The 26,279-nt window shown below is 64.0% G+C and carries 16 protein-coding genes and 1 riboswitch; of the genes, 8 read left to right on the top strand and 8 right to left on the bottom strand.

Going from position 1 to position 26,279, the window contains the following annotated elements; genetic code table 11:
* Window positions 1-46 precede the first annotated feature (46 nt).
* The 5 genes from UCD39_RS12770 to UCD39_RS12750 form a co-directional block, all read right to left on the bottom strand.
* On the bottom strand, window positions 47-319 hold the full coding sequence (locus UCD39_RS12770) for a hypothetical protein (RefSeq protein WP_330496377.1): 273 nt from the start codon (window positions 317-319) through the stop codon (window positions 47-49).
* Entirely contained in the window at window positions 301-1,989 is a 1,689-nt protein-coding gene (locus tag UCD39_RS12765) for a RiPP maturation radical SAM C-methyltransferase (RefSeq protein WP_330496376.1), read from the bottom strand. The genes UCD39_RS12770 and UCD39_RS12765 overlap by 19 nt, the downstream gene beginning before the upstream one ends.
* Window positions 1,990-2,388: 399 nt before the next feature.
* Window positions 2,389-2,637, bottom strand: coding sequence for an Os1348 family NHLP clan protein (locus UCD39_RS12760; RefSeq protein ID WP_145727543.1), 249 nt, complete (start codon window positions 2,635-2,637; stop codon window positions 2,389-2,391).
* A gap of 119 nt (window positions 2,638-2,756) precedes the next feature.
* Window positions 2,757-4,847, bottom strand: a complete 2,091-nt coding sequence (locus UCD39_RS12755; RefSeq protein ID WP_330496375.1) for an ATP-binding protein — start codon at window positions 4,845-4,847, stop codon at window positions 2,757-2,759.
* Between the two features lie 221 nt (window positions 4,848-5,068).
* Window positions 5,069-6,763: an ABC transporter substrate-binding protein gene (locus UCD39_RS12750; RefSeq protein ID WP_330496374.1), complete on the bottom strand. Its 1,695-nt coding sequence runs from the start codon at window positions 6,761-6,763 to the stop codon at window positions 5,069-5,071.
* Window positions 6,764-7,057: 294 nt separating this feature from the next.
* On the opposite strand from UCD39_RS12750, the gene UCD39_RS12745 reads away from it, so the two are divergent.
* From UCD39_RS12745 to UCD39_RS12715, 7 genes are all read left to right on the top strand, one after another.
* Window positions 7,058-8,419 carry an SAM-dependent methyltransferase gene (locus UCD39_RS12745; RefSeq protein ID WP_330496373.1) on the top strand — a complete coding sequence of 454 codons (1,362 nt, stop codon included), beginning with the start codon at window positions 7,058-7,060 and terminating at the stop codon, window positions 8,417-8,419.
* Between the two features lie 271 nt (window positions 8,420-8,690).
* A complete protein-coding gene (locus UCD39_RS12740) occupies window positions 8,691-12,437 on the top strand; it encodes a two-component regulator propeller domain-containing protein (protein WP_330496372.1) in 3,747 nt (1,248 codons plus the stop codon).
* 268 nt (window positions 12,438-12,705) lie between these two features.
* Window positions 12,706-13,545 carry a p-hydroxycinnamoyl CoA hydratase/lyase gene (locus tag UCD39_RS12735; protein WP_145731899.1) on the top strand — a complete coding sequence of 280 codons (840 nt, stop codon included), beginning with the start codon at window positions 12,706-12,708 and terminating at the stop codon, window positions 13,543-13,545.
* A gap of 153 nt (window positions 13,546-13,698) precedes the next feature.
* On the top strand, window positions 13,699-15,153 hold the full coding sequence (locus UCD39_RS12730) for an aldehyde dehydrogenase (RefSeq protein ID WP_330496371.1): 1,455 nt from the start codon (window positions 13,699-13,701) through the stop codon (window positions 15,151-15,153).
* Window positions 15,154-15,250: 97 nt separating this feature from the next.
* Complete coding sequence (locus tag UCD39_RS12725) at window positions 15,251-17,071, top strand: feruloyl-CoA synthase (protein ID WP_330496370.1); 1,821 nt, start codon at window positions 15,251-15,253, stop codon at window positions 17,069-17,071.
* A 247-nt stretch (window positions 17,072-17,318) separates the two neighbouring features.
* Window positions 17,319-17,858, top strand: coding sequence for a MarR family winged helix-turn-helix transcriptional regulator (locus tag UCD39_RS12720; RefSeq protein WP_330496369.1), 540 nt, complete (start codon window positions 17,319-17,321; stop codon window positions 17,856-17,858).
* Between the two features lie 175 nt (window positions 17,859-18,033).
* A riboswitch (Fluoride riboswitch) is annotated at window positions 18,034-18,116 on the top strand.
* Window positions 18,117-18,245: 129 nt separating this feature from the next.
* Window positions 18,246-19,604 (top strand): voltage-gated chloride channel family protein, encoded by a 1,359-nt coding sequence (locus tag UCD39_RS12715; protein ID WP_442943630.1) that lies wholly within the window; start codon window positions 18,246-18,248, stop codon window positions 19,602-19,604.
* 12 nt (window positions 19,605-19,616) lie between these two features.
* On the opposite strand, the gene UCD39_RS12710 is transcribed toward UCD39_RS12715, so the two are convergent.
* The 3 genes from UCD39_RS12710 to UCD39_RS12700 all read right to left on the bottom strand — a co-directional run bounded on the left by UCD39_RS12710 (window position 19,617) and on the right by UCD39_RS12700 (window position 22,853).
* Complete coding sequence (locus tag UCD39_RS12710) at window positions 19,617-20,474, bottom strand: ParB/RepB/Spo0J family partition protein (protein ID WP_330496367.1); 858 nt, start codon at window positions 20,472-20,474, stop codon at window positions 19,617-19,619.
* A complete protein-coding gene (locus UCD39_RS12705) occupies window positions 20,464-21,450 on the bottom strand; it encodes an AAA family ATPase (protein ID WP_276509090.1) in 987 nt (328 codons plus the stop codon). Before UCD39_RS12705 ends, UCD39_RS12710 begins: the two co-directional genes overlap by 11 nt.
* A gap of 263 nt (window positions 21,451-21,713) precedes the next feature.
* Window positions 21,714-22,853, bottom strand: coding sequence for a replication initiation protein (locus UCD39_RS12700; protein WP_330496366.1), 1,140 nt, complete (start codon window positions 22,851-22,853; stop codon window positions 21,714-21,716).
* A gap of 1,187 nt (window positions 22,854-24,040) precedes the next feature.
* On the opposite strand from UCD39_RS12700, the gene UCD39_RS12695 reads away from it, so the two are divergent.
* Window positions 24,041-26,269, top strand: coding sequence for a hypothetical protein (locus UCD39_RS12695; RefSeq protein WP_330496365.1), 2,229 nt, complete (start codon window positions 24,041-24,043; stop codon window positions 26,267-26,269).
* Window positions 26,270-26,279 lie beyond the last annotated feature (10 nt).

Below are 26,279 nucleotides of genomic sequence, written 5' to 3'. Positions count from 1 at the left end.
TACCGCCTGGGGGCCCGGAACCCGGCGCCGGCCCTTGCCGCGAAGGTCAGGCCACCGGCTCCGCCACCTGCTGGGCGTGGTGGAAATAGGACCGCCCCCAGGAGGCGCGGATTTCCTCGTGCCGGGGGGCGCGGGCGAAACCGGGCTGGCGCAACGGCAGGGCCAGCAGTTCGTCCCCCTCGCGCAGCAGCAGGTCCAGCGCCTCCAGCTCGGACACGGCAGCGGTAACCACGTCCGCGCCGAAGCGGGGCGCCAGGAGTTTCAGCAGGGGCCCGACACCCTGGATTTCCGCGCAGGCCGCTAACACCGCCGTTGCCACGGCATCCAGCTCATGCCGGCGGGGGGGCCGGCACGCCCATCCTCCACCACCGCCGTTCCATCGGGTGCCGGGGTGAAGGTCAGCGTCGCTTCGCCCTTCCGCCACCGCTCCAGCTCTGCCGCCAGGGCGGCATGGGCCGCAGCCAGATCTTCGTCCGGCCGCTCCGGCACCATATCGAAATGATAGGCCAGGCGCGCCAGGCTATCGGCGTCGTGCGGGTAGATGTGGGCATAGCCCGGCACAGGCTGGATGGTGACGCCGAAGGCCGCCGGGTCGTTGAAGTACGGGCTGAACCGGTCGGCGCGCACCCGGTGGAAACCGCCGGGCGGATGCAGGTGCGTGATCTTGGGCACCACCGCCGCCGCCGCGCGATAGTGGTTCGCCGTCTCGCCCGGGAAGCCGTAGAGGTGGGACCAGTCCACCAGCACGCCGGCCTCCGCCGCCAGGCGCAAGGTCTGGACGTTGCGCAGCAGGGTGGTGCCCTTGCGCATCAGGGCCAGCACGGGGGTGCTGAGGGATTCCACGCCCGGCTGTATCTTGCGCACGCCGGCCTGGCCCAGCAGGGCCAACTGACCCGCCCGCAGGTTGGCCTTGACCTCGTAATGCAGCAGCAAGGGCCGGTCCAGCGCCGCCAGGCGGGGCAGGAAGTCACCGAAGTAGCGGCTGTCCAGGATGTTGTCGACCACCATGATCTCGCGCCCGAAGCGATCCGCCACGGCGGTCAATTCGGCATAGGCGCGGTCCTGGCTCTTGCTGCGGTAGGCCATGCCCAGGCCGTTCAGGCCGCAGAAGGTGCAATGGTGCTTCTGCCCCCACCAGCAGCCGCGCGCGCTCTCAAACAGCGGGAAGGCGGGAAAGCGCTCCGCCACCGCCGGCAGGCGGGCGCGGTCGGCATAGAAATCGGCATAGTCCAGGGCCGGCAGGCTGTCCATGTCGGTGATCATGCCGGCCGGCGCGGTGGCGGGGACGGTCGCGCCATCCCGCCCGCGCGCCGTGGTGCCGGGCAGGTCCGCTAGGTCAAGCCCGGCGGCGTGGCGCCGCACCAGCTCGGGCAACACCTCCTCCGCCTCGCCCCCCACGACAACGTCGATGAAGGGATAGCGGCGGTGCAGTTCCACCCCCATCTCATCACTACAATTGGCGCCGCCGAAGACGATGAGGATATGGGGGTGCGCCGCCTTGATGCGCCGCGCCAGGGCCAGCGAGGCCATGGTCTGCTGGAAGGAGGTGGAGAAGCCCACGACGGCATAGCGCGACCAGTCGACCAGGCCGAAGCAATGCTCGATAAAACCGGGGGCCTTGGTGCGGGCCTCCAGGATTCCCATCAGGCGTTGCGCGCTGAAATAGCGGCCGTAATCCCCCGCCATGAGGCCATTCAGGAAGGTGAAGGGCTCCGCCTGCGGCGTCCCATGGGCCGCCCCCGCGAACACCCAGTCCCCCACCATGGCCAGGAAATAACGGCTGTCCTCGACCGCGGCATAGGCGTCGAAACCGATATAGTCCGCGAAATCCAGATAGAAATGCCGGATATCCGCCGCCATCCCCTGGCGGGCCAGCGCCCCCTTCAGCAGGGACAGGCCGATGACGGGGTAATGCAAGGCGGCAACGGGCATGGCCACCAGCAGGGTGCGGCCGGCACCGCTTTCAATCGCTGCCGATCCATCGGCCATGTGTGCGCTCAAACTTTAGAGACAAGCCCGATTGCCACTGAACGAGTTCAGCAACAATCGGGTCAGCTGCCTGGACTAATGGGATATCAATACCAGACACTAGGAATTGGAAGGTTCGCAGCGGGCAGCATTTCCTCGTCTTGAATGTCGTGCTCATTGAGAGCACGGAGGAAAGCGTCGCTCGCCTCGGAAGCGGAAAAACCCAGGGCTACCAAACTTGAATTAATATGATCAGCAAATGTTTGCGCCATAGAAGCATCCCCCGATCTTTTAGTTCACTCGAACAGAGCACACGAAAAGCTAAAGCAGAGGCAGATTCATCTGAAAACTAATTTCAATCATGCGAATGTATTGAAGATTGGGCCCGCCACTTAGAGCGGGACCTTATCTTTAGGGTTGTCAGAACCAGGAATTGGGCAGCGGATTGGCCGCGAAGAAGCCCTCGATATCGCTGGCAGCATCGCTGAATGGCTGGTTTCCCAGCTTGGCAAAGAAAGCCAGGGCTTCGGGCGAGGCCTTGAAGCCGAGGGTGGCAAGCGTCCCCGGGATGTCAGCCAGGAACTGCTTACGGAAGCCGGGCTCCAACAGCGCCCGTCCCAGGACCTTCTGCACATCCTCGGGAGACATTTCACGTAAAAATTGCGTCATTTTTCCCTCATTTTTCACGCACAAGGCAAATTATTATGCATCTTATACTATTAACAACGGACGATATAGCCCTTAATGGGTGTCAAACATCAGCACGTGCCCTTATGGGGGTAGATTCCCTATACTGTCAGTGGTGGTATTTGAATCGTTACGCGGGTTCCGCCGTCCGCTTCGCTCGCCACCACCAGATTGCCTTTTAGCCGCTGCGTCACCTGATTGAAGGCAACGTGCAGCCCCAATCCCGGGTGGCCGCTGCCACGGGCCGTCGTAAAAAAGGGCTCGAATACATGAGCAAGAGCGTCGGCGGGAATGCCACAGCCATTGTCTGCGACCGTCAAGACCACACTGCCGAAAGTATCCATCACCACGGAAACCGTAACCTCGCCGCCCTGCCGGGCTAAAAAGGCATGGTCAATGGTATTCGCCAGAATGCGCGTCAAAGCGTCCGTCAGCAGCTCCGGCACCGTGCGTATACATAGCCCATCTTCTATTTCAAGAGACAGATGAATACCGCCCTTGTCGAAAGCGGGCCGGAAAAGAGCGACCACATCCGTCAGCAAAATGGACAGATCGGTATCCAGGATACGGCCGTCGCCCTCGGCGACGGCAACGGCGGAAAAACTTTTGACCAAGGTCGCGGTGCGGACGGCATTGCGTTCCACGACCAACGCCAAGTCGCTCCATTCGGCAATACCTTGCTCAAGGGCGGCTCGTGTCAGCCTGCCCTCGCCCATGGCAGCTTTTAGATCCGCGACCCCGCCATGCAGACTTCCAGCAGCCGTCAATACAATACCCAAGGGGGTGTTGATCTCATGCGCCACGCCGGCGACCAAGCGGCCGAGCGACGCCATCTTCTCCTGCTGGACGAGCTTGTCCTGGGTCGCCCGCAACTCCGCCAGCGTCGCTTCCAATTCGTTATAGGAACATGCATTGGCGATGGCGATGGCCGCATAGGCGCATGCTGACCGCAGAACCTCGGCGGTCCGCAGGCCATAGGCGTCGATGTCCCGGCTTTGGGCGGTGATGAGCCCCAGCACGCGGCCGGAGACCACCAGCGGGCACCATATGGCGGCCTGGATCGGCCCACCATTTAATCCACCGGGGGTAATGGCCGCCGCCCATCGCTGCGCTTCCTCCCCCTGGATCAGGACTTCCTTCTCCTGGTTAAGGGCCCGGGCGGCTGGTTCGTTGATGACGGATAGGGCCCGAGGGGCAATGGAAATAGGGACGCCGTGCAGGATGAAGCGATCGAACAACAGCTCCCGGCCATCCCCTGACCGCCGGGCGATACCAAAGGCATCCATTGGGATAAGATCGGCCAAATGCTGGTGAAGCGCCTCGTGCACTTCGGCCAAGTCTAGAGTAGCCGTCAGCGCCCGGCCAGCATCACCCAATTGCCGCAAAGTTTCCGCCGAGTCAGCGAGATCGCTATTCGCCTGACGCAGTTCCGCCGTTCGCGCCTCCACCTGTTGCTGCAGCAATTCGGAATTGATGCGCAGGCGCTGTTGGTACCGGCCGATCAACCAAGCCAGTATCGCTACACCAAGCATGACCGCCACCGCCGAATACAGGAAGGTGCGCACCGTTTCAGCGGCTTGCCGTGTCGCCTCCTCCGCCTTGGACTGAGCGTCCTTACCGGTTTCCATGACGATCTGATTCAGATCGACCTGCATACGGCCGAACACTGCCCCAAAAGGCTCGATGAAACTTACCGTGCTAGCGAAATCTATGCTCAGCATGGAGCCGACCCAGGCGACGGCACCTTTATAATCGGCCAAGCTGTGGAGGATTTCGTCCACGCGCGGCCGCTGGCCGGGCGTGGCGTACAGGTTGCGATAGGATTCCAGATCGGCGGCCAAGAGATCGACCTGCGCCGTGATCGCCCCCAATTCGACCGACACATCGACGGCTTGCCGCCCGGCCGACTTGACCGCCAGCAGCCGGTTGAAACGCGCGTTTACAGCCTGGACCCGTGTATTGATATCCGACAGCTTGACGCTGCTGGCCAGGTTCCGGTCGACGATCTGATCGATGGCGCCGGTTAGACGGTAAAGGGTCCGTTCACCGGTTCCAAAAAGGGCGACCATCAGGAACCCCGCCGCCAGGACTGGCAGAAGGATACGCAGGGCCGCCCGGATGCGCGCACCCTGTCGCAACGATGCCAGGACGCCAGCTCCCCGCCGGCCCATATCGACGCTATCGCCCCGCACCAGTGCTCCCAATTCTATCACCCGCCTGGCTTTTTGGAGACCGCTGCCACAGCCTTCATGGAGCTACGGTCATAGCACCCGCACCAGTTGCGTCACAGAGTTATTTAACGACTGGTGAGCGTCGCCACATTGCCTTGGGAGATCTCCATTTTGATGCCGCCCACTCGGACAATGAGTAGCCCACCCGAGCCCCGACGACGCAGGGCTGTCCCCAACCGCCCTCACGGCCGTGGGTGCCAATACTCTACCGGCGCCGACGCGAAGCTACGCGCATCCACCGCACCGTCAATGCGCTTGTTCGCCAACGTGATCACCGTGCCGAACCACAGCGGCAACGCCGGCAAATCATCCGCATAAGCCTTTTGAACCTCCGTCAGCGCTTCGCGCCGGGGGTCAACGGCACAGCCCGCCTGGGTCAAATGATCCAAGGCGTCGTCCAGCGTCTTGATCCGCACGGCGAAATAGTTATTCCCCCGCTTGCCGTTGGCGGCGTTCGGAATCATCGTCGAATGGAACCAGAATCTGGCGGCTTCCAACCCCCCTTCCAGGGATTGGGAGAAACCGACAAGCCCGGAATACCGCTGGGTCGTATCCACGGCATCGCCAGACAGGGCTGCGTCTTCGACCAGATCGACTTGCGCGCCAACGGCCTGCCAAGCCTCCGCGAGGCGCGGTGCCAATTGAGGCCAGGGATGGTTTCCGCGATACCGCAGCTCAAACCTGAGCGGCGAGCCGGATATGTTATATCGCATACCGTCACGCCCCCTAAACCAACCAGCTGCGTCGAGGAGTTGATTGGCCTTGGCCACATCGAACGGATATCGGCTAACTGGCGCGTATCCGGGCATGAAGGGACTTAATAAGCTTTGAGCGACCGTCCCCTTCTTATCCAAGACTGAACTAACTAGGGCATCGCGATCCAGACTAAATAATAAAGCCTTCCTGACCCGCAAGTCGGAAAAGATAGGATTGGTGAAATTGACCTTCATGTGAACAAGAAAATCGGATGGTGCATAAAAGGCATTGTACCTATTTGCTAGGTCCTTGGCTAATCGGTTACCGACATCGAAAGTCAGGGTAGTGAAGACGTCAACTTTTCCAGCACGGACAGCTGTTTCAAGAGCGAATTGGTTGGCCAAAACCAAGATATCAACTTTTTCATAGGACGGCTTCTGGCCTGGCCAGTAAGTATTCTTCTCGAGGTGCAAGGCTGTGCCGTCAGTGGCCACCACCCTATAGGGGCCATTGTAAAGACCAGGGGTTCCAGGTTTCCTCTCGTAGAGGGAGTTTGAGAAGTATTCTAGAGGATTATTTAGCCAAATCGGCTTCTCCAAATGAGCAGGAATGAGCGGCGGCACCGACAACTGATCGCTACACGCGGATCCTATGTAAACGACGTTGAACTGCCTCTCATCAATAATCTGGATTGACTGCACATTGATGATACGTTGGTCGGAGTCGGCAAGGCCGTGGCCGGTGTTTGTTAGAACGTCCCAGGTAAACGCGACGTCAGCCGTCGTTATGGCGACACCATCGCCCCATCGCGCATCTGGACGGATGACGTAATGCGCTACCGTACGCCAGGTTCCGTCCACATTGCGCACCGTCCGTAAGGAGCCATTGGTCTCGGTGGGGACCGAGACGCAATAAATGCAGGTCAGTCCCTCCGGGCCAACCTCCAGAAGTGGCCGGTTGACGAAGCGCTTCACCGTGACATGACCGAATTCATCACCTTGAAGTGGATGCAAGTTCACTGGCCAGCTGCCGATGACGGCCGTTGACACCGTTCGCTCTGTCTTGATGGTCGCACATGCTTGGCCACACCAATGGACTCCGGCCACCATCACCAAAAAGCCAAAGCCAAGGCAGCCAAGCACGCGATTCAGCCGCATCCGAAAAAAGCCGATGTCGAACAACGAAGCGCCCCTGATCTGCGTTAACGCTAACTCCAGCCACTATGATGCAATTCTCCGCCCGATTGCAAAGGTCCATTAACGCGCCATTGACATTGGATCATTGGCACCGGGGCGAACCGTTAAACGTGCCGCGCGACACATTGGATCTACCCCATCGGACGGCAGACTGTTAGCTTATCTGCCCGCGTACAAACTCAACCGATGGGGGTATTTATGCCGGACACCAGAATTGCGGATGCACACGCGATCCTGTCTGAAACCAAAGCGAAACAATCCAGTGGCAGCCTGGCTATCGTGGGCACCGGCATGCAGGCGTTGGGGCACCTGACCCGGGAGGCCGAGGGCCACATCCGCCATGCCGATGTCGTGTTCCATTGCATCCGCGACCCGCTGATGCTGGCCGATCTTCATGCCTTGAATCCCAACGTCGTCGACCTCACCACCCTGTATGGCGCCGACAAGCGCCGCAGCCTGACCTATGTGCAAATGGCCGAGGTGATGGTGGCCGAGGTGCGGTCAGGCCGCCGGGTCACCGGCGTGTTCTACGGCCACCCCGGTTTCTATGTCGCGCCCGCCCGCCTGGCGCTGACCGCGGCCAAGGCCGAGGGCTATGACACCTGCCTGCTGCCGGGCGTGTCGTCGCTGGACTATCTGTTCGCCGACCTGCGCGTGGACCCCAGCCAGTCCGGCTATCAGGCCCTGGAGGCCACCGACTTCCTGCTGCGCAACCGGCCGCTGGTGACCAGCGGGCATGTGGTGCTGATGCAGGTGGGCCCCGTGGGCGACCTGTTCCGGCCGGTGACCGACAACCTGGAGCGCCGCGCCATCCTGTTCGAGCGCCTGATCGAGATTTACGGCGCGGATCACCCCTGCGTCGACTATGTCGGGGCCACCCGTCCCGGCCAGAAGCCCGTGCTGCGCCGCCTGAAGCTGGGCGCCTATAGGGACCCGGCCAATCTGAAGCGCCTGAGCAAGGCCAGCACGCTGTACATCCCGCCCAAGGACAGCCTGGACAATGACATGGCCATGGCGGAGCGGCTGGGCATCGGTGCCATCGTGGGCAAGCCCCTGCCCGCCCCGACCGAACCACAGGCCCCCATCACCCTGGTGCCGTCCGCGCCGCCCGCCATGTCCGCGGCCTATTTCAAGGCCATGCAGCAGATCGCTCTGGACCCCAACTCCGCCCAGGCCTTCCGCGCCGACCCGGTGCGCTACGTCACCAGCTTCGGCGCCCTGAACGCCGATGAACAAGCCTGGCTGGCGGCGCTGGGCAAGTCCGCCGCTCCGGTCGCGGCACCCGTGAAACTCGCCACCACCGTCGAGGATCTCCAGGAGCAGAACGTCTCTGTCGAAGACCTTCAGGAGCAGAACGTCTCCGTCGAGGACCTCCAGGAGCAGAACGTCTCCGTCGAAGACCTTCAGGAGCAGAACGTCTCCGTCGAGGACCTCCAGGAGCAGAACGTCTCCGTCGAAGACCTTCAGGAGCAGAACGTCTCCGTCGAGGACCTCCAGGAGCAGAACGTCTCCGTCGAAGACCTTCAGGAGCAGAACGTCTCCGTCGAGGACCTCCAGGAGCAGAACGTCTCCGTCGAGGACCTCCAGGAGCAGAACGTCTCCGTCGAGGACCTCCAGGAGCAGAACGTCTCCGCTGAATAGAAGCGGGTGAAATCACTGCGGGGGCTTGGCAAAAATTCTGGATGCGGCATCGTATTGGACTGGCCTGCCAGGGCCCCGTCTTCACCATGAGGCGCTGATTGCGATGGATGGATCAATGGTCACGCTGACACCATGGTTCGACGTGTAAGTGAGCGCCATGCCCGACTTGCCTGGGAAAATTCGCCAATCACTCGGCAAAATCAGGCGCATGGGCGCCCTGGCCGCTATCTGCCTATCCATAATCACGCCGCTTCCGGCTCATGCGGCGGAAATGTGGCATGAGTCGATCATCGATCTGTTCACCCGACACAACGAAGACAGGGGCGGCAGCATCGAATACATCACCGCCATCGAGCAGGATCGGGAAGGCTACCTCTGGGTCGGCACAGCCAATAACTTGGCCAGATTCGACGGATATCACTTCAAATCTTATGGTGGCGGAGCAACCGGCCCCTACGGCCTGCCCGACAGCAACATCCGCACCCTGCATACCGACACCCAAGGACGGCTTTGGGTGGGCACCAGCGCCGCCGGCCTGGTGCGCTACGACCCGGCCACCGACCGTTTCGTGCGGATACCATTGGAAATCATGGGCCATATCGATGTCCGAAGCATCGAGGATGACGGCGACGGCGGCCTTTGGGTGGGAACGGAAAGCGGCCTGGATCATCTATCCGCCAACCAGACGACGGCCGATCACCTGCACGGCGTGGACAACCCGGCCGGTGGGGTCGTGGGTGACAAGGTCCAGGCGTTGAAGCGGGATCACCGGGGCTATCTATGGGTGGGCACGGCCAATGGCCTGGCCTACCTTCCGCCCGGTCAAACGGAATTCCGCAACATCCCCCTGCCCCGCGCGGCCGCTATGGACGGCGTCACCGCTCTGTATGAGGATGGGCATGGCCGCTTATGGGTGGGCACCAGCCGTCATGGCGTGCTGCTGGTGCGGCTGGACAAGGACGGCGTGGTCGAATTCCAGCCCCTGCCGGCCCCTTTCACCAGCGTGGCCGGGGACTGGGTCAGGACCGTTCTGGAGATCGCGCCGGACATCTTTTGGGTCGGCACCATGGGCAGCGGCATCCTGGAAGTCGACCTGGCGAGCGGTACGGCCAAGGCCATCAAGCGCAACCGCACCGTTCCCGACAGCCTGCTGAACGACAATGTCCTATCGCTGTACAAGGACAAGTCCGGGTTGATTTGGGTTGGCACCTACCAGGGGCTGTGCCGTTTCGATCCCACGGCGCAAGCCTTTCGCTTCCTGACGCCGATTTCGGCCAATCCCCAGACGGAGGATCGCAGCGCCCATTCGATGATGGTTTCCCCCGATGGCAAGCTGTGGCTGGGGCGCGGACGCGGTGGGGTCGATGTGCTGGATGCCACCGGCCAGCTTGTCTCCCACCTGGCATCGGATCCCGACAACCCCGAGCATGCCTTGCCACCGAAATCGGTCCGATCTTTCGCGGTACAACAAGATGGCACCGTCTGGATCGGCACCCGCGACGGCCTGTATCGTACCGATCTGAACGCCGGCGCGGCGCGCTTGGTGCGGGTCGCGGGTCTGGATACCAGCCTGAACATCTCCAGCCTCGTATGGGATGGTAGCCAGCTATGGATCGGCGACGCCAACATCGGCGTCTGGTCCTACAACCCATCCACCGGAGCCGTCCGCCCCCTGGGCCAGGGTGACGGCGGCTTGCGCGACCAACGCATCACCGTGCTGCTGCCGGCGGAAGATCATGGCCTTTGGATCGGCACCTACAGCGGCCTGTATTTGGCCCAAACGGATACCGGCAAGGTGCGAAAGATCGACCTGGACAGCGGCAACCCCACCACCCTGACCAGCCACAACATCGCCGCGCTGGCAACCGACCGCCAAGGGCGGCTGTGGGCCGCCCTCTATGGCCAGGGCGTCGCCATGGTGGGCCGGCCAGAGGCCAGCGGCCGGCGGCCAGTGAATTTCCTGGCCAGCGACGTTGACCCCCAACTGGCGACCGCCAATGCCGTGGCCCAAGACGTCGATGGCTTCATCTGGGTGTCCACCGACACCGGCGTGGTCCGTATCGACCCCATCACCATGGCCATTCGTACCTTCCAGCGGCCTGACGGCGTATGGCTGACCAGCCATTGGTCCAACTCCGTCGCCACCGGACCCAATGGCGAAATCCTGTTCGGCGCGGAGGATGGCGTCACCCTGATCCACCCCCGCCTGCTGGCGGACTGGACTTATGTGCCGCCGGTGGTGGTGACCCAGGCCTACATCGGGCGCCGGCAGGTACCGGGCTGGCAGGTCGCGCACACCACCACACCCCTGACGGTCAATCCAGACGAACATGGCTTCCGTCTGGAGGTCGCATCGCTGGACTTCTCCGCGCCGGAGCGCAACCGCTATGCCTACAAACTGGAAGGCCTGGACCGGGATTGGCAGGAGATCGACGGCAACTGGCGGCAAATCGCCTATACCAGCCTGCCGCCCGGCAACTACGCCCTGCGGGTGCGGGGCAGCAACCGCAGCGGTCAATGGTCCAGCGCGGAAGTGACGGTGCCGCTGGCCATCCTGCCCGCCTGGTACCAGACCTGGTGGGCGCAAATCCTGGGCATCGCGGGCCTGGCCGGGGCCGTGGGCCTTGTGGTGCGCGGCCGCACCGCCATCCTGCGCCGCCGCCAGCGCGAGCTGGAGGCGGTGGTGGCCCAGCGCACGACGGAACTGACGGAAGCGAACGCGGCCCTGACCCAGTCCGCCGCCATCCTGCGGCGCCTGGGCGATGCCGGCCAGGACATCACCGCCACCCTGATCCTGGACGCCGTGCTGAGCACACTGAAGCGCTATGTCGGTGAATTGCTGACCGGCCACCGCCTGGTGCTGTACCGCCTGCAGGGCGCTTACCTAGAGCCGGCGACGGCGGATGGCAGCGCGGTGGAGCCCGTCTATCTGGACGACCCGCTGTCCCTGCCAGCCCGCGCCGCCCAAAGCCGGCAGGAGCTGACGGAGACGGTGGAGGACGGTGTGGCCCTGGCCTACCCGCTGGTGGTGGAGAACCGCGTGCTGGGCGTGCTGGTGGTGGTCGCCGACCATGCCTATGGCGACCGCGAGCAAATGATCTTCCGCACCTTGTGCGCCTACAGCGCCATCGCGCTGGAGAACGCCGAATCCTACCGCCGCGCCGAAACCGCCTGGATGGAGACGGCGCAGGCCCTGGCCGATTTGCGCACCACCCAGTCCAAGTTGATACAGCAGGAGAAGATGGCCTCACTGGGCCGGCTGGTGGCGGGCGTGGCGCATGAGGTCAACACGCCCCTGGGCGTCGTGCTCACCGCCGCCGGCAGCCTGCGCGGCAGCCTGGAGGATGTGCGCGACAACATCGCCCAGGGCAAGCTGACCCGCAGCGCGCTGGAAACCGGGCTGGAGGAATGGTCCGATCTGGCCGACCTGGTCGAGCGCAACACCAAGCGCACGGCGGCCCTGGTCAAGAGCTTCACCGCCATCGCCGCCGAGGATGGCGAAAGCAAGGTGACGGAGGTCGACCTTTCCACCCTGCTGCCCGACGTCGCCGATGTGGCGCGCACCGCCCTGGCCCAGGGCGCCATCGAGCTGACGGTGGACGTACCCTATGGCTTGGTCGTTTCCACGGTGCCGGAATCCCTGGTCAATGCCCTGACCCACATCCTGGCGAATACCGCCGACCACGCCTTCGACCCCGGGTCCCACGGCCATGTGACGGTCACGGCCTCGGCCGAAGGCGGCGTGGTGATGATCTCCGTCGCGGACAATGGCCGGGGCATCCCGGCCGACGTGTTGCCTCACATCCTCGACCCCTTCTTCACCACCGCCCGTGGACGCGGCCATCCCGGCCTGGGCCTGCATGTGGCCTACAACCACGTCACCCAACGGCTGAAGGGCAATTTGACGGTGGACAGCGTGCCCGGGCAGGGGACCACGGTCACCCTGGTCATTCCGTCGATGATCGCCGCCAATCAGAGCGCCACGGCGGCTGACCGCCTGCGCGCCTTTCGTGCCTGAGCCCTGACACCCTGATTCCGCCCGGCGTACCGGCGGCCTTCCCATTTGCCACCCGTCACCGTTTGCGACGTCGCAAACGGCAACGTCGGTCCGTGGCTGGCAATCGGGGTCGGGGCCGGATATGGAAGATCGTCCGCGAGATTTATTGCGCCCATAATAGTTATCTTCTATAAGTTAATCGTCGTCCGGACATGAAGGGCCCAGCGTCCGCGCATCGCCCGCCCGGAACGGCCGCCGGAGGAAATGCAGCCAAGGAGCCTAGAGGCCCATGTCCCAGTCTAAGTATGCGGATCGCTGGAAGACCGTCCTGGTCGATGTCGTGGATGGTATCGCCTGGGTCACCCTGAACCGTCCCGACAAGCGCAACGCCATGAGCCCCACCCTGAACCGGGACATGGTCGACGTGCTGGAAACGCTGGAGCTGGATGGCGACGCCCAGGTGCTGGTGCTGACCGGCGCCGGTGACGCCTGGACCGCCGGCATGGACCTGAAGGAATATTTCCGCGAGACCGATGCCGGCCCGGAAATCCTGCAGGAAAAGGTGCGCCGCGACGCCTCGACCTGGCAGTGGCGGCTGCTGCGCATGTATTCCAAGCCCACCATCGCCATGGTCAACGGCTGGTGCTTCGGCGGCGCCTTCTCTCCCCTGGTGGCGTGCGACCTGGCCATCTGCGCCGACGAGGCGGTGTTCGGCCTGTCGGAGATCAACTGGGGCATCCCGCCCGGCAACCTGGTGAGTAAGGCCCTGGCGGACACTATCGGCCACCGCGCCGCCCTGCACCTGATCATGACCGGTGAAACCTTCACCGGCCCACAGGCCGCCCAGATGGGCCTGGTGAACAAGAGCGTGCCGCGCGAACAGCTGCGTGACGAGGTCACCAAGCTGGCCCAGGTGCTGCTGGCCAAGAACCCCGTGGTGCTGCGCGCCGCCAAGCACGGCTTCAAGCGCTGCCGCGAACTGACCTGGGAGCAGAACGAGGATTACCTGTACGCCAAGTTGGACCAGGCCCAGTTGCGCGATCCGGAAAAGGGCCGGGAGCAGGGCCTGAAGCAGTTCTTGGACGACAAGGCCATCAAGCCGGGCCTGCAAACCTACAAGCGCGGTTGACGAACCGGTAGGGGGCGGAAACGCCCCCATGCGGTAAGGATAAAGCCGCCACCCTTACGCCCCGGGGGCGCATCCTTACGCCCTGGGGGCAGGGATGCGCGTAGGCGGCCAGACCAAAGTACCAGCAGAACAATAAACCCAGGGAGGGTTGCCATGAGCACGACGACAGGCCTGCTGATCGGAGGGCGCGACGTACCCGCCGCCGACGGCGCCACCTTCACCCGGACCAACCCCGTCAGCGGCGAAGGGGTGACCATCGCCGCCGCCGCCACCCTGGCCGATGCCGACACCGCCGTGGCGGCCGCCCAGGCCGCTTTCCCAGCCTGGTCCGCGCTGAGCCCGGGGGAGCGCCGCCAGCGCCTGATGAAGGCTGCGGACCTGATGGACGCCCGCACCAAGGACTTCATCGCCATCGGCGCGGCCGAGATCGGCGGCATGCCCAACTGGTACGGGTTCAACGCCATGCTGGCGGCCAACATGCTGCGCGAAGCGGCGGCCATGACCACCCAGATCAACGGTGAGGTCATCCCGACCAACGTGCCTGGCAACATGGCCCTGGCCTTGCGCCAGCCTTGCGGCGTGGTGCTGGGCATCGCCCCCTGGAACGCTCCCGTCATCCTGGGTACCCGCGCCATCGCGACCCCGTTGGCCTGCGGCAACACCGTGGTGCTGAAGGCCAGTGAGCAGTGTCCCGCCACCCACCGCCTGATCGGCCAGATCCTGCAGGATGCCGGCCTGGGCGATGGCGTGGTGAACGTCATCACCAACGCCCCTGCCGACGCGGCCGCCATTGTGGAACGGCTGATCGCCAACCCGGCCGTGCGCCGGGTGAACTTCACCGGCTCCACCGGCGTGGGCCGCATCGTCGCCCAACTGGCGGCTAAGCACCTGAAACCCGCCTTGCTGGAACTGGGCGGCAAGGCGCCACTGCTGGTGCTGCACGACGCCGACCTGGACGCGGCGGTGAACGCCGCCGCCTTCGGCGGTTTCTTCAACCAGGGCCAGATCTGCATGTCGACCGAGCGCCTGGTGGTGGACGCGCGCGTCGCGGACACCTTCGTGGCTAAGCTGGCGGCCAAGGCGCGTACCTTGACGGCCGGCGATCCCTCCGCCCCCGGCTCCATCCTGGGGGCCCTGGTGAACGTCCAGGCCGGTCAGCGCATCAAGACCCTGCTGGATGACGCCGTCGCCAAGGGCGCCCGCATCGCCGCCGGTGGCGGGATCGAGGGCGCCATCATGCAGGCGACGGTGGTGGACGGCGTGACACCGGACATGAAGCTTTACGCCGAGGAGTCCTTCGGGCCCGTCGTCGCCGTCATGCGCGTGGACGGGGATGAGGACGCCATCCGCGTGGCCAATGACAGTGAATACGGCCTGTCGGCAGCCGTGTTCAGCCGGGATGTCGCCCGCGCCCTGACCCTGGCCCAGCGCATCGAGTCCGGCATTTGCCACATCAACGGCCCCACCGTGCATGACGAGGCGCAAATGCCCTTCGGCGGCGTGAAAAGCAGCGGCTATGGCCGCTTCGGCGGCAAATGGGGCGTGGCCGAGTTCACCGAGCTGCGCTGGGTCACCATCCAGACGGGCCCGCGCCACTATCCCATCTGACCCCCCTCAACCGGCCATCCTTACCGCTTGGGGGATGGCCGGTCCCTTATCGCTTGCGTCCTTCCCCTCCCCATCTCTTCATCGGAGATCAGGCAAAGTGACCCGTGCGGCCTCCCCTTCCTCTGCCGATGCGCGCTACCGGGCGGTATCGGTGAACCCCCTGCCGGTAAGGCTGCGCCAGGAACCCGGCGGCGTCTGGCACCTGCTTTGCGCCGAGGCCCTGGCCCCCTACCCCCGGCATTTGCTGGAACGGCTGGAGGCTGTGGCGGCCACCGATCCCGACCGCACCCTGGTGGCCCAGCGGGGACCGGACGGCGCCTGGTGGCGCATCAGCTACGCCGGCATGCTGGCCGACGCCCGCGCCATCGGCCAAGCCCTGCTGGATCGCGGCCTGACGGCGGACCGGCCGGTGGTCATCCTGTCCGGCAACAGCGTGGACCATCTGCGCGTCGCCGCCGGAGCACTTTACGCCGGGGTGCCCCATTGCCCCGTCTCCACCGGCTATTCCCTGCTGTCCCGCGACTTCCAGAAGCTGCGGCTGGTCATGGAGACGGTGACGCCGGGGCTGGTTTTCGTCGACAAGGCGCCAGCGTACGCCGCCGCCATCGCCGCGGTCGTGCCGGCGGATGTGGAGATCGTGGCCTCGTCGGGGTCCCTGCCCGACCGGGCCGTCACGCCGCTGGCGGACCTGCTGGCGGCCACGCCCACCACCGTGGATGCCGTCTATCAGGCCCTGACGCCGGACACGGTGGCGAAATTCCTGTTCACCTCCGGCTCCGCCAGCACCCCCAAGGCGGTCACCACCACCCAGCGCATGCTGTGCGCCAACCAGCAGATGCTGCTGCAGAGCTTCCCCGTGTTCGGGGAAGAGCCACCGGTGATCGTGGATTGGCTGCCTTGGAACCATACCTATGGCGGCAGCCACAATGTCGGCATCGCCCTTTATAACGGCGGCAGCTACTACATCGACGATGGCAAGCCGACGCAGCAGCACTTCGCCGAAACCCTGCGCAACCTGCGTGACATTTCCCCCACGGTGCATTTCAACGTGCCCAAGGGGTGGGAGGATTTGACGGCCGCGCTGGAAGAGGACGCGGCACTGCGTCACTCCTTCTATGCCCGCATGCGCATGTTCTTTTTCGGGGGCGCGGGCCTGTCGCAGGCGGCCTGGGACCGGCTGGACCGCGTGACCGAGACGCACTGTGGCGCCCGCATCCCCGTCTTCGCCGGCTTGGGCATGACGGAAACCTCCCCCTCCTGCCTGTTCACCACCGGCGGCTTTTCCCTGGGTGGCAGCGCCGGCGCCTTGCTGCAGGCGGGTTATGTCGGGCTGCCCGCGCCCGGTTGCGCCGTCAAGCTGGTGCCCGTCGGGGACAAGCTTGAGGCACGCTTCGCCGGGCCCCACGTCATGCCCGGCTATTGGCGGGCGCCGGATCGTACGGCGGCGGCGTTCGACAAGGACGGCTATTACCGCACCGGCGATGGCGTGCGCTGGCTGGACCCGACGCGGCCGGAATTGGGCCTGGTCTTCGACGGCCGCCTGACGGAGGACTTCAAGCTCTCCTCCGGCACCTTCGTCAATGTCGGCCCCCTGCGCGCCCGCGTGATCACGGAGGGCGCCCCCTATGTCCAGGACGTGGTGATCGCCGCCCCCGAGCGCGACGACCTGGGCTTGCTGATTTTCCCCAATGTCGAGGCCTGCGCCGATCTGGCCGCGCTGCCGGCCGGGACGCCGATTGGCGACATTCTGGCCGCCCCCCGATCCGCCGGCAGTTCCAGGCCCTGGTGGACCGCCTGGCGGCCACCGCCACCGGCAGCGCCAACCGTGTGGCCCGCGCGCTGGTGCTGGCGGACGCGCCGTCCCTGGACAAGGGTGAGGTCACGGACAAGCGGTCCATCAACCAGCGCATGGTGCTGACCCAACGAGCGGCCCTGGTCGACGCCCTGTACCAAGGCACCGCGCCAGGGATATACCGCCCGGCCCCATCCTCATGAGCATACCTCGCGGCCAGCACGACGAATGGTGGTTTCCCTGGACGGGCATGACAATTAACAGGATAATTTAACCAATACTATCGGCCGCGCCGTCGCGGCTGATATAAGGGCCTGGAACCGATCATTCGCGCCACGCCGCAACGCCCGCCCCGCTTTTTGAGACCGCCCCCATGCCGGCCCTGAAGAACCATAAATCCGCCTCCGATGACCTGACCCTTGATGCCCCCGCGCGGGCCGAGGACGGCCCGGATGAGGCCCTGCCCACCGTGGGCAAGGTCGAAACGACGCTGGATTGCTCCAAGCTGGAGCGGTTCGTGGGTTTCAACCTGTCGCGGGCGGAAACCCTGGTCCGGCGCCTGGTGCTGGAGCACCTGGCCCCCTGCCAACTCACCCTGGCGGAATTCTCTCTGCTCAGCCTGGTGAGCGTGAACAAGGGCGTCAACCAACGTCAGGCGGGCGAAGTCCTGGAAATCGCCCCGCCCAACATGGCGCACCTGGTGGATCGCCTGGCCAACCGCGGCTTGCTCAAACGCGTGCGCGGCCGCCAGGACCGCCGCGTGCAGATGCTGAGCCTGTCGGAGGCGGGGCAGGACCTGCTGGCCCATGCCGAAAGCCTGGTGGAAGAACAGGAAGCCAAGGTTTCCTCCGTACTGACGGCGGAGGAGCAGAGCCAACTGCTGGCGCTGCTGAACAAGGTCCGCCTGCTGTGATGTCGGCCCGACTCGGGCCATGGCGCAAGTTAAACCGGATTTAGATTTTTTTCCGGCCCGAGAATATCAACGAATCGGCAAAGGAACGCCGATTCGATATCGCCTAACCGTACGCGAATCGAAATGCCCCCCGTCCCACGATCACTGTTGACAGACGGCATGGGCGCCCGTAATAGCTGACCCCGGCAATGGATTTCTGCCTGGCCGCGCCACGCGGCCGAACCGCTCCGCCCTGGGGCTGATGATTCCTACCTTCGGTGTTTGTCACCTGACGGTCGGAGTCCATCTGCAGTGTCCTCGCCCCATCCTTACCTCACCACATCCCGGGTTTCCTCGATGCTTCCCCGCCGCCTGTTGGCTTCGTGGGCCGCGCAAACGCGCGCCCTGATGAAATGGCTATGCCTGATCGGCCCGGTCGCCGCCGCGATCGGTAGCGCCTGCGCCCTGTTCCTATGGAGCCTGGACCAGGCGACGCGGCTCCGCTTCGACCACCCTGCCCTGCTCTACGCCCTGCCTGTGGCCGGGGTCGCCATCGTCTGGGTTTATGGCCGCTTCGGCGGGCGGGCCGATGGCGGCAACAACCTGATCGTGGACCAGATCCACCAGCCCGGGGCCGGCGTGCCCTTGCGCATGGCGCCGCTGATCCTGGTCGCCACCGTGGTCACCCACCTGTTCGGCGGCTCCGCCGGGCGGGAGGGCACGGCGGTGCAACTCGGCGGCAGCTTGGCCAGCGGGTTCAGCCGGCTGATGAGGCTGTCCGCGGCGGAAGGCCGGCTGGTGCTGATGGCCGGCGTGGCCGCGGGCTTTGGCGCGGTCTTCGGCACGCCCATCGCCGGCGCCATCTTCGCGCTGGAAGTGCTAAGCCTGGGTCAGGTGCGGTATGAGGCGCTGCTGCCCTGTCTCATCGCCGCTCTGGTGGGCGACTGGACCTGCCATGCGTGGGGCATCGAACACACTTCCTACGCCATCGCCGCCGGCGACGCCGGCTTTCATATCCAGGGCTGGCTTCTGGCCAAGGTGACAGCGGCGGCAGTGATTTTCGGACTGGCCGGACTGGCCTTCTCAGAAGCCCTGCACGCCGCCGCCGCCCTGGTCCGGCGTCTTTGCCCGCACCCGTTGCTGCGCCCAGTGTTGGGCGGCCTGCTGCTCATCGCCCTGGTCCAGGTACTGGGCACGCGGGACTATCTGGGCCTGGGCGTCTGGTCCGCCGACCCAGGCGCGGTCACCCTGCCCGGCCTGTTCCAGCCGCCCTATCATCCCTTCAGTTGGCTATGGAAAGCGTTGTTCACTGTCATCACCCTGGCCACCGGCTTCAAGGGGGGTGAAGTGACACCGCTGTTCTTCATCGGCGCGGCCCTGGGCCATGCCCTGGCCGGCGTGCTGGACGCCCCGCTGGACCTGATGGCGGGCCTGGGCTTCGTCGGCCTGTTCGCCGCCGCGGCCAACACGCCGCTGGCCTGCACCCTGATGGGGATAGAGCTGTTCGGCGCAGCCCATACGCCGTACATCGCCGTCGCCTGCTTTGTTGCCTATGCCTTCAGCGGCCATTCAGGCATCTACCTGTCGCAGCGCGTCGCCGTGCCCAAGGTAGGCTTGGCATCATCCTTACCGCTTGGGGGCACGCTGCGGCAGGCGCGGGAATTACCCCTGGCCCCGGCCACTTTGGGCCGGCGGCTTCGCGTCCTGCTGAAGCGGCAATTGCGACGTCGCAATCATGGAAAGGCGCGGCCAGGTATCATGACCTGACCGCATTCCGGTTTAACGGAGAAGTTCATCCAAGCGGAGGCGCAGCCGCTCCAGCCGCTGACGTTCCTCCGGCGCCAACCCGGAGGGTCCGACCGCGACCTGCGCCAAGTCCCGTTCCATGCGCGTGATCAACCGGCCGGCCGACAGCACCTCCTTGGGTGTCGCCGCTTGCGGCTCGGTCGGCTTGTTGGCGGCACGCAAGGCCTTGATGGTGGCGCCACCCTTGATGAGCGCCCACAGCCGGTGACGCGCGGCATCATCCTCGGCATCCGCCAGGATGAACAGATGGCTCTTGGTCACCTGGTCACGATACTCGGGATATTCCGCCAGGATAGCCTCTGGCAGGCGCACCAGGGCCAACAGGCGCGACACCTCGGACTTGCTCAGGCCGACAGCTCCCGCCAACTGGTCCTGGGTATAGCGGTGCGTCTCACCCAGACGGCTCAGGCCCCGCGCCACCTCCAGCGTATCCAAATCCTGGCGCTGGAGGTTCTCGATCAAGGCGATCTCGTCCAGCCCACCCTGGGTGACGATGGCGAAGATGGTGGCCTTGCCCAGCAGGCGATGGGCGCGCCAACGGCGTTCGCCCGCGGCGATGAGATAGCCACCCTCCGTCCGCTTGCGCACGACGATGGGCTGGATCAGTCCCTGCGCGCCGATGCTGTCCGCCAGTTCGCGCAACGCGGTCTCATCAAAGTGACGGCGCGGCTGATCGGGGTTGGGGAACACCTGGTCCAGGTCCAGTTCCACCAGCTCCGGAAAATCCTCCGACGTGCCGTACAGCTTGTTCAGCGGCTTGGACGTGGCTGGCAACAGGCTGGCCGCCGTCGCCGCCAGGGCGGGATTACTGCGGGCCAGTTTACGCGACATGGGCAACGTCCTCTCCATCCGCCTCAAGCAAGGCTTGGGCAACCTCGCGGAAAGGTGCCACGGTTGCGGGGTCTGATGCCACATCGATGGTGGGCTGCCCGGCGGCCACGGACTGGGGGAAGATGGTGGCGCGCGGCACCGGCGTGAAGATGCGGATGGCGCCGCCGAACCGCGCCTCCAGATCGGCCAGCGTGGCGCGATCCTGGGTGTGGCGGGCGGTATACATGGTAGGCAGGATGCCGATGACGCTGAGATCGGGATTGCCGCGGCGGCGCACCTTGCTGATGGTGTCCAGCAGCAGGGGCACCCCCATGAGGGCCAACATCTCCGTCTGCACGGGAATCAGCACGCCGTCGGCCGCCGCCAGGGCGTTCAGGGTCAGCATGCCCAGATGGGGCGGGCAGTCGATCAGGATGTAATCATAGGCCCGGCGCACCATGGCCAGCCGTTCGCGCAGGACCAGGGTGCCCATAGGCTCGGCGATCAGTTCCGTCTCCGCCGCCGACAACAGGATGGTGCTGGGCAGCAGGTGGAAGCGGCCCTCGCACACCGGCACGGCCGCCTGGCCCGTGGCCTGGTCCTTCAGCATGACGTGATAGGTGGTCTTGCCCGCCTCCGACATGTCGGCCTGGCTGATGCCCAGGTGCACCGTGGCGCTGGCCTGGGGATCGGCGTCCACCAACAAGACGCGTTGGCCCAGGGCCGCCAGGGCGGCGCAAATGTTGACGGAGGCGCTGGTCTTGCCCACGCCGCCCTTCTGGTTGGACAAGGCGATGATGGTGGCCGTCTGGCGAGCGCGGCGGCGCGGGGTCAACAGGTCGATGACGGCCTGGGGAATCTTCTCCCCGCCGGTCTCCCAGCGACTGATACGGCCCTTGTCATACTTCCGGCCCAGACTGGCGTTCAGCCAATCAGCGAAGGTCTGCTGGGTCTCGCCCCGCGCTTCCCGCGCGCTGCGCAATGCGGCGCCATCCATGGCTAGTCCTTCCCGTGTCGAGGCCGATTCAGTTGCCGCAGCATACGAATGTCGGTCAAATCATGTCAACAAGGGGTGTTGTGTTACGTCAACGTCACAGCACGGGTTGCGACGTCGCAACTACTGCGTGGTCCCGCACCCTTACGCCATGGGGGCGGGGTCCGCGCCCCTGTCCTTACGGCGTGGGGGCGCCTTTATATCGACGCCGTTGATGGTGCCGGATGTCAGCGATATCAGGACCCCGCGAATGCTGGCCTCATGGTTCATGCGCGCGGTCTGCGCCGTGGCGGGGTGGCCGGCCAACAGCACCAGGCGACGCTCGCCCCGCGCGGTTTCCTCAATGCGTTCCACCTCCAGGTCACGCAACAGTGGCGCCGGGACATTCTTGGCCAAGAGCGCGTGCCGGGCGGCGGCCCACAGGGCATTGGCATCATCGGCGTCGGGCAGGGGGGAGGTGCCTCGATCGCCGCCGGCTCCAGCTTCTCCACCTTGCCGGTGCGCCGCGCGCGACGGCCCACGCTGTGGCGTTCTCGTTCCAGGAAGGTGTCGGCCACCTCATCCTCATCCTTGGCGAAGAAGTCCAGCGTGACTTCCTCCACCTTCCGGCCCCGGCGGACCATCTTGGCGTCCGGCATCTCGACCCGGAAGGGCGCCAGCTGGTTAACCTCGGCGATGGCGCGATCGATGGTGCGGGTGCGCAGGATGCCGAAATCCTTGTAAGCCCCCTCCGGCACGTTCAGCAGGCGGCGCAACGTGTCGATATCCAGCGCCAGGGACGGGAAATCCATCTGATAGCGTTGCATGCCGATCTCATAGAGCTTCAGCGCGTAGGTGCTGGTGACCTTCACCATGGCCGGGCCCGAGAGCCGCGCCCACAGCTTGGACGCGCGCTGCAGTTCCAGGAAAGCGTCGGTGAACTGGAAGTGGATGTCGGCGCTGTCGCTCTCGATCTCCTCCTCCGGCCGGACATAGCTGCTGAGGATGCGCAGCTCGGCACGCGACCGGCGACCGCGGAAAGGGCCGATGACCACCAGGCTGGATTCGTAGATTTCCTTCACGGCGTCGAAAATACGCTCGTTGCCCTTGTGGTTGCCGCGCACGACCTTCTTGGGCAGGCGATAGAGCTTGTTGGCGAAGTTCTGGCTTCCGGCCAGATGGATCATGAAGTTCAGCATCTTTTGCGCGGGCAGGGACAGGCGCGATCCATTGGCGGGGTAGGAATACACCGCCTCCGCCGCCTTGATCAGATGCTTGTAGCCGTCCCGCTCGAACGTCGTCGCCGCCACCTTGGCCGTCAGGCCCAGCGCGTTCTCCTCCGCCAACGCCGGCACGGAGGTGTCCATGCCGCCGTCCATGTCGATGACGATGCCCGGTCCCGCCACGTCCTGCGGCCGATAGGGCATGAGGGCGTCCCTGGTCGCGGCCGTTGCGGGCGACACCAAGCGGTCAGCCGCGGGCCCCGTCGGCGTTGAGACCGACGGCCTCAAGACCGGTTTATCGCTTTTGCGCGCCATGCCATCATCCCGTGAACGAATGGCCGCACTGTAGGGGCTTCCTTACATGGGCCGCAAGTAAGGAAAGGGTGGAAACGCCTTATTTCCCAGTTCCTTACTCCCCGGGGGCGATATCAACGCCGCCCCTTACGCCCTGGGGCGGCAGGCGACTCGCCCCGACCGGTAGGGATATCGCCCCCAGCTGGTAAGCATAAGGTCGAAAAACCGCAGGGTTTGCCAGGGTTTGCGCGTCCTAGAATCCTTTTTGAAAGGGAACACTAAAAATAACCGTTCGTTTTGGGGGTAAAGCGGTCAACCAAGGACCGCCCCCGTGTGCCCTTAATCCCCCGGTTTCCGCGACTCGTCGATGTAAGGACGGGCATGGGCAGTCCGTCCGAATCATTCGGCGAATGCGTATAGCAGAGCCATCCTTACCCGCTGGGGGGAAGTGGTGCCGTCTCGGTGCCGTGAAGGCGATATCCTTACCGCCTGGGGGCGGGCCGACATAGATCCTTACCGTTTGGGGGAGTGCGCAATTGGTCACTCACCGACAAGCAAGCCGATAAACGCCTGAAATGGCTGGTGAAGGAACCGCTTTTCGGACTTTTGACCGGCATCAAGGACGTAACGCGGCCCGACACCCCCCCAAGCGGTAAGGAAAGACGGGCCCGTGCTGGGAAACTCAAGGAGTTGCGACCCCCCAGGAGGTAAGGATATCCGACGATCCTGGTGACAAGAATTGCTCAAACCCCTCCGGCCGCGCCTCGCCCCCGGGGAGTAAGGATGAAAAACGGTGTCCGAGTCTCTGCGTTGGTTCCGCTTCCCCCGAGGAGTAAGGATGGCCTTCGCTTCCAGACAGACGCTGATTCTGGCCCTTACATCGCCTTTTGGCATTAACTGTCCCCAGTTGCGTCCTATGGGCTTAGTTGGTGCGCCGCGGTCTGCCGCTTAGTCGGTCATCGCTTCTGAATTCGCACGGCGGACGGAGCCTTCGATCGGTACAACGCGATGTGGCGGCGCTTGAACTTTCTGGCGTCGTGGTGGATAAGCTGGTTCCATTGCTCGGCGTTGGGAATTGAGTGAGGATGGCAATGTCTATGAGTTTCAACGAAGTTACCGGCGATATAAAAAAAATATCTTCTTCAATTTATAATAAGGCGCAGTTTATATTTGCGATCCCCCTTTTTCTATTAGGGGCATCAATCTTTATATCTACGATATGGGCGTTGGCCCATTTCGGGAGCACCGTACTGTATTGGGATCAATGGGACGATCTAAACTATATTCGGAAGTTTTCTGATGGGAGCCTGAGATTCTTCGATCTTTTCAATCAACACAACGAGCATCGCATATTTTTTCCTCGATTAGTTTTCTTTCTAGACTATTTCATTTCAAAATCGACCAATTCTGTCGATTTTACGGCAAATATCTTAATTCAAGTCTGTGCACTTTTCTTGTTAGGAGCCCTCTATAAAAAGATGGAGCGGAACTGGTTCGTCTTCGTCTCGCTGGTTTCGATAGCAGCGGCAATGATCTTTTCGTTGGCCCAGTACGAGAATTTCTTGTGGGGATTTCAGGTCCAGTTCTTTGGTATCACTGCCGCCGCTACAGCGACGTTCTTCTTCTTTGGCCTATCGGTCGAGCGCGAGCGGGCGGGTCGGTCCCCCTGGGGGTACCGCGTGGCGGCGTATGGTTGCGCGTTCGTCAGCACCTATACGCTTTCCAACGGCGTGTTGGCCCCCATGCTTCTTATACCTATGGCGCTTTTCCTAAGGGTCGGTCGGGCCGGCATTATCGCCACCGTATTCTGCGCCGTGATACTTGCCCTGTCGTATTTTCTGCACTTCCACCCTGTGGAAGGGCATTCGCCATACATTTATTCGTTACAGCATCCGGTCGAGTATATCCGTTATGTCTGTGGATACCTGGGCAATGTAACGGTGTTCCTGGACAGCAATGGTAGGGCGGAGCCATATACGGTTGTCGTCGTGTTCGGTGCCATCGGATTGCTGTTGAGTGTGGGGGCTCTGGGGCGAACGGTATTGGGCCGGGACCAGGAGGTGCCGCGGGTCAGCTTGCTGGCGGTCATCCTGTTCATTACCGGCACCGCCATGGTGACCGCGCTGGGGCGCATCACCTTCGGTTTGGGACAGTCGCTGTCCAGCCGCTATGTCACGCCCGTGTCCATCTTTTGGGTTGCGCATTTGTTCTACTGGATGCCGCTGCGGGTCCAGGGGCGCGCCAGCAGGGCCTTATCCATCATCGTGGGGGTAATCGCAGCCTTGGTGGCCACGAGTTCCATCCGCGGCCATTTGGACGGATTGCAGGATGCGGGAACCCAGGCGCTTATTCGTGCCCGAGCGCGCGATGCCTTTCTCAGCCAGGTTCAGGACCCAGACAGCTACAGGGCCGTCTATCCGGTGGACCGGACCATCATCGAACAATTGCCGTTTCTGCGTGAGCGACATCTCAGTGTTTTCGCCGATGAGGCGAACCGCATTCTAGGGCGGAACCTGGCGGAAATCGCCACGGTCCTACCCGATAATGCGTGCACAGGCTCCATCGACAGGTTGATCATGCTGTCTTCTGCCGACAACCAGGCCAGCTTTGTCACCGCTGGCTGGGCTTGGTCGATGGTCGATGGAAGCGCCGCCGATCGCTTGGTGTTCACGGATGGCGCCGGTACCATCCAGGGCTTCGCTGGCGGCGGCTGGGACCGCAAGGACGTACCTCAGGCGCTGTCCCAAGTCACCAGTGACGCCGTCGGTTGGCAGGGCTTCCTGAAGGCCTCGGCTAATCAGCCGGTGAACGCCTACGCCATGCTTCCCCACCATCGGGCTTGCAAGGTAGCAGGGACAGTCACAGCTGCTGTACTGTCAGGGTATGTTCCCATGAATGCTCTCGGCGCGCCCCTCGTCATGTCTGGGGCGCCCACCTTGGCGGGGGGATGGACCAAGGACGGTCAGAACGCTGTCGCCGGCCCGTCGCCGGTGCCCGATCCTGTTTATGGTTCCTGGAGTGGCGCTGACAGTAATATTGGTGAGCTGCGCTTTGGGTCTTTCGTGCCTCCCAAATCCCACATTGTCTTTCCCATCGTGACCGGCCCCCATACGGAGGGGCTGATGGTGGTGTTGATCGATGAGGCCACGGGGGCGGAGGTTGCCCGGTATTCTTTCGAGGTTTCCACCACGTGGACGGCCATGGACCTGCAGATACCGGAAACAGCGGTCGGCAAGCCCATGGTGCTGGCCTTCCGGGACCAGGGCGGCGGCTGGGGGCAATGGTTTGCCGTCGGCGCTCTTCATGAACGGTCAGGTGGCCCCTGACCACCGTCGT

This window comes from Nitrospirillum karajorum (genome assembly GCF_036348415.1).
Taxonomy (GTDB): Bacteria; Pseudomonadota; Alphaproteobacteria; order Azospirillales; family Azospirillaceae; genus Nitrospirillum; species Nitrospirillum amazonense_B.
The sequence above is the reverse complement of the archived record's forward strand: the minus strand, read 5'-3'. Positions and strand labels throughout refer to the sequence as shown.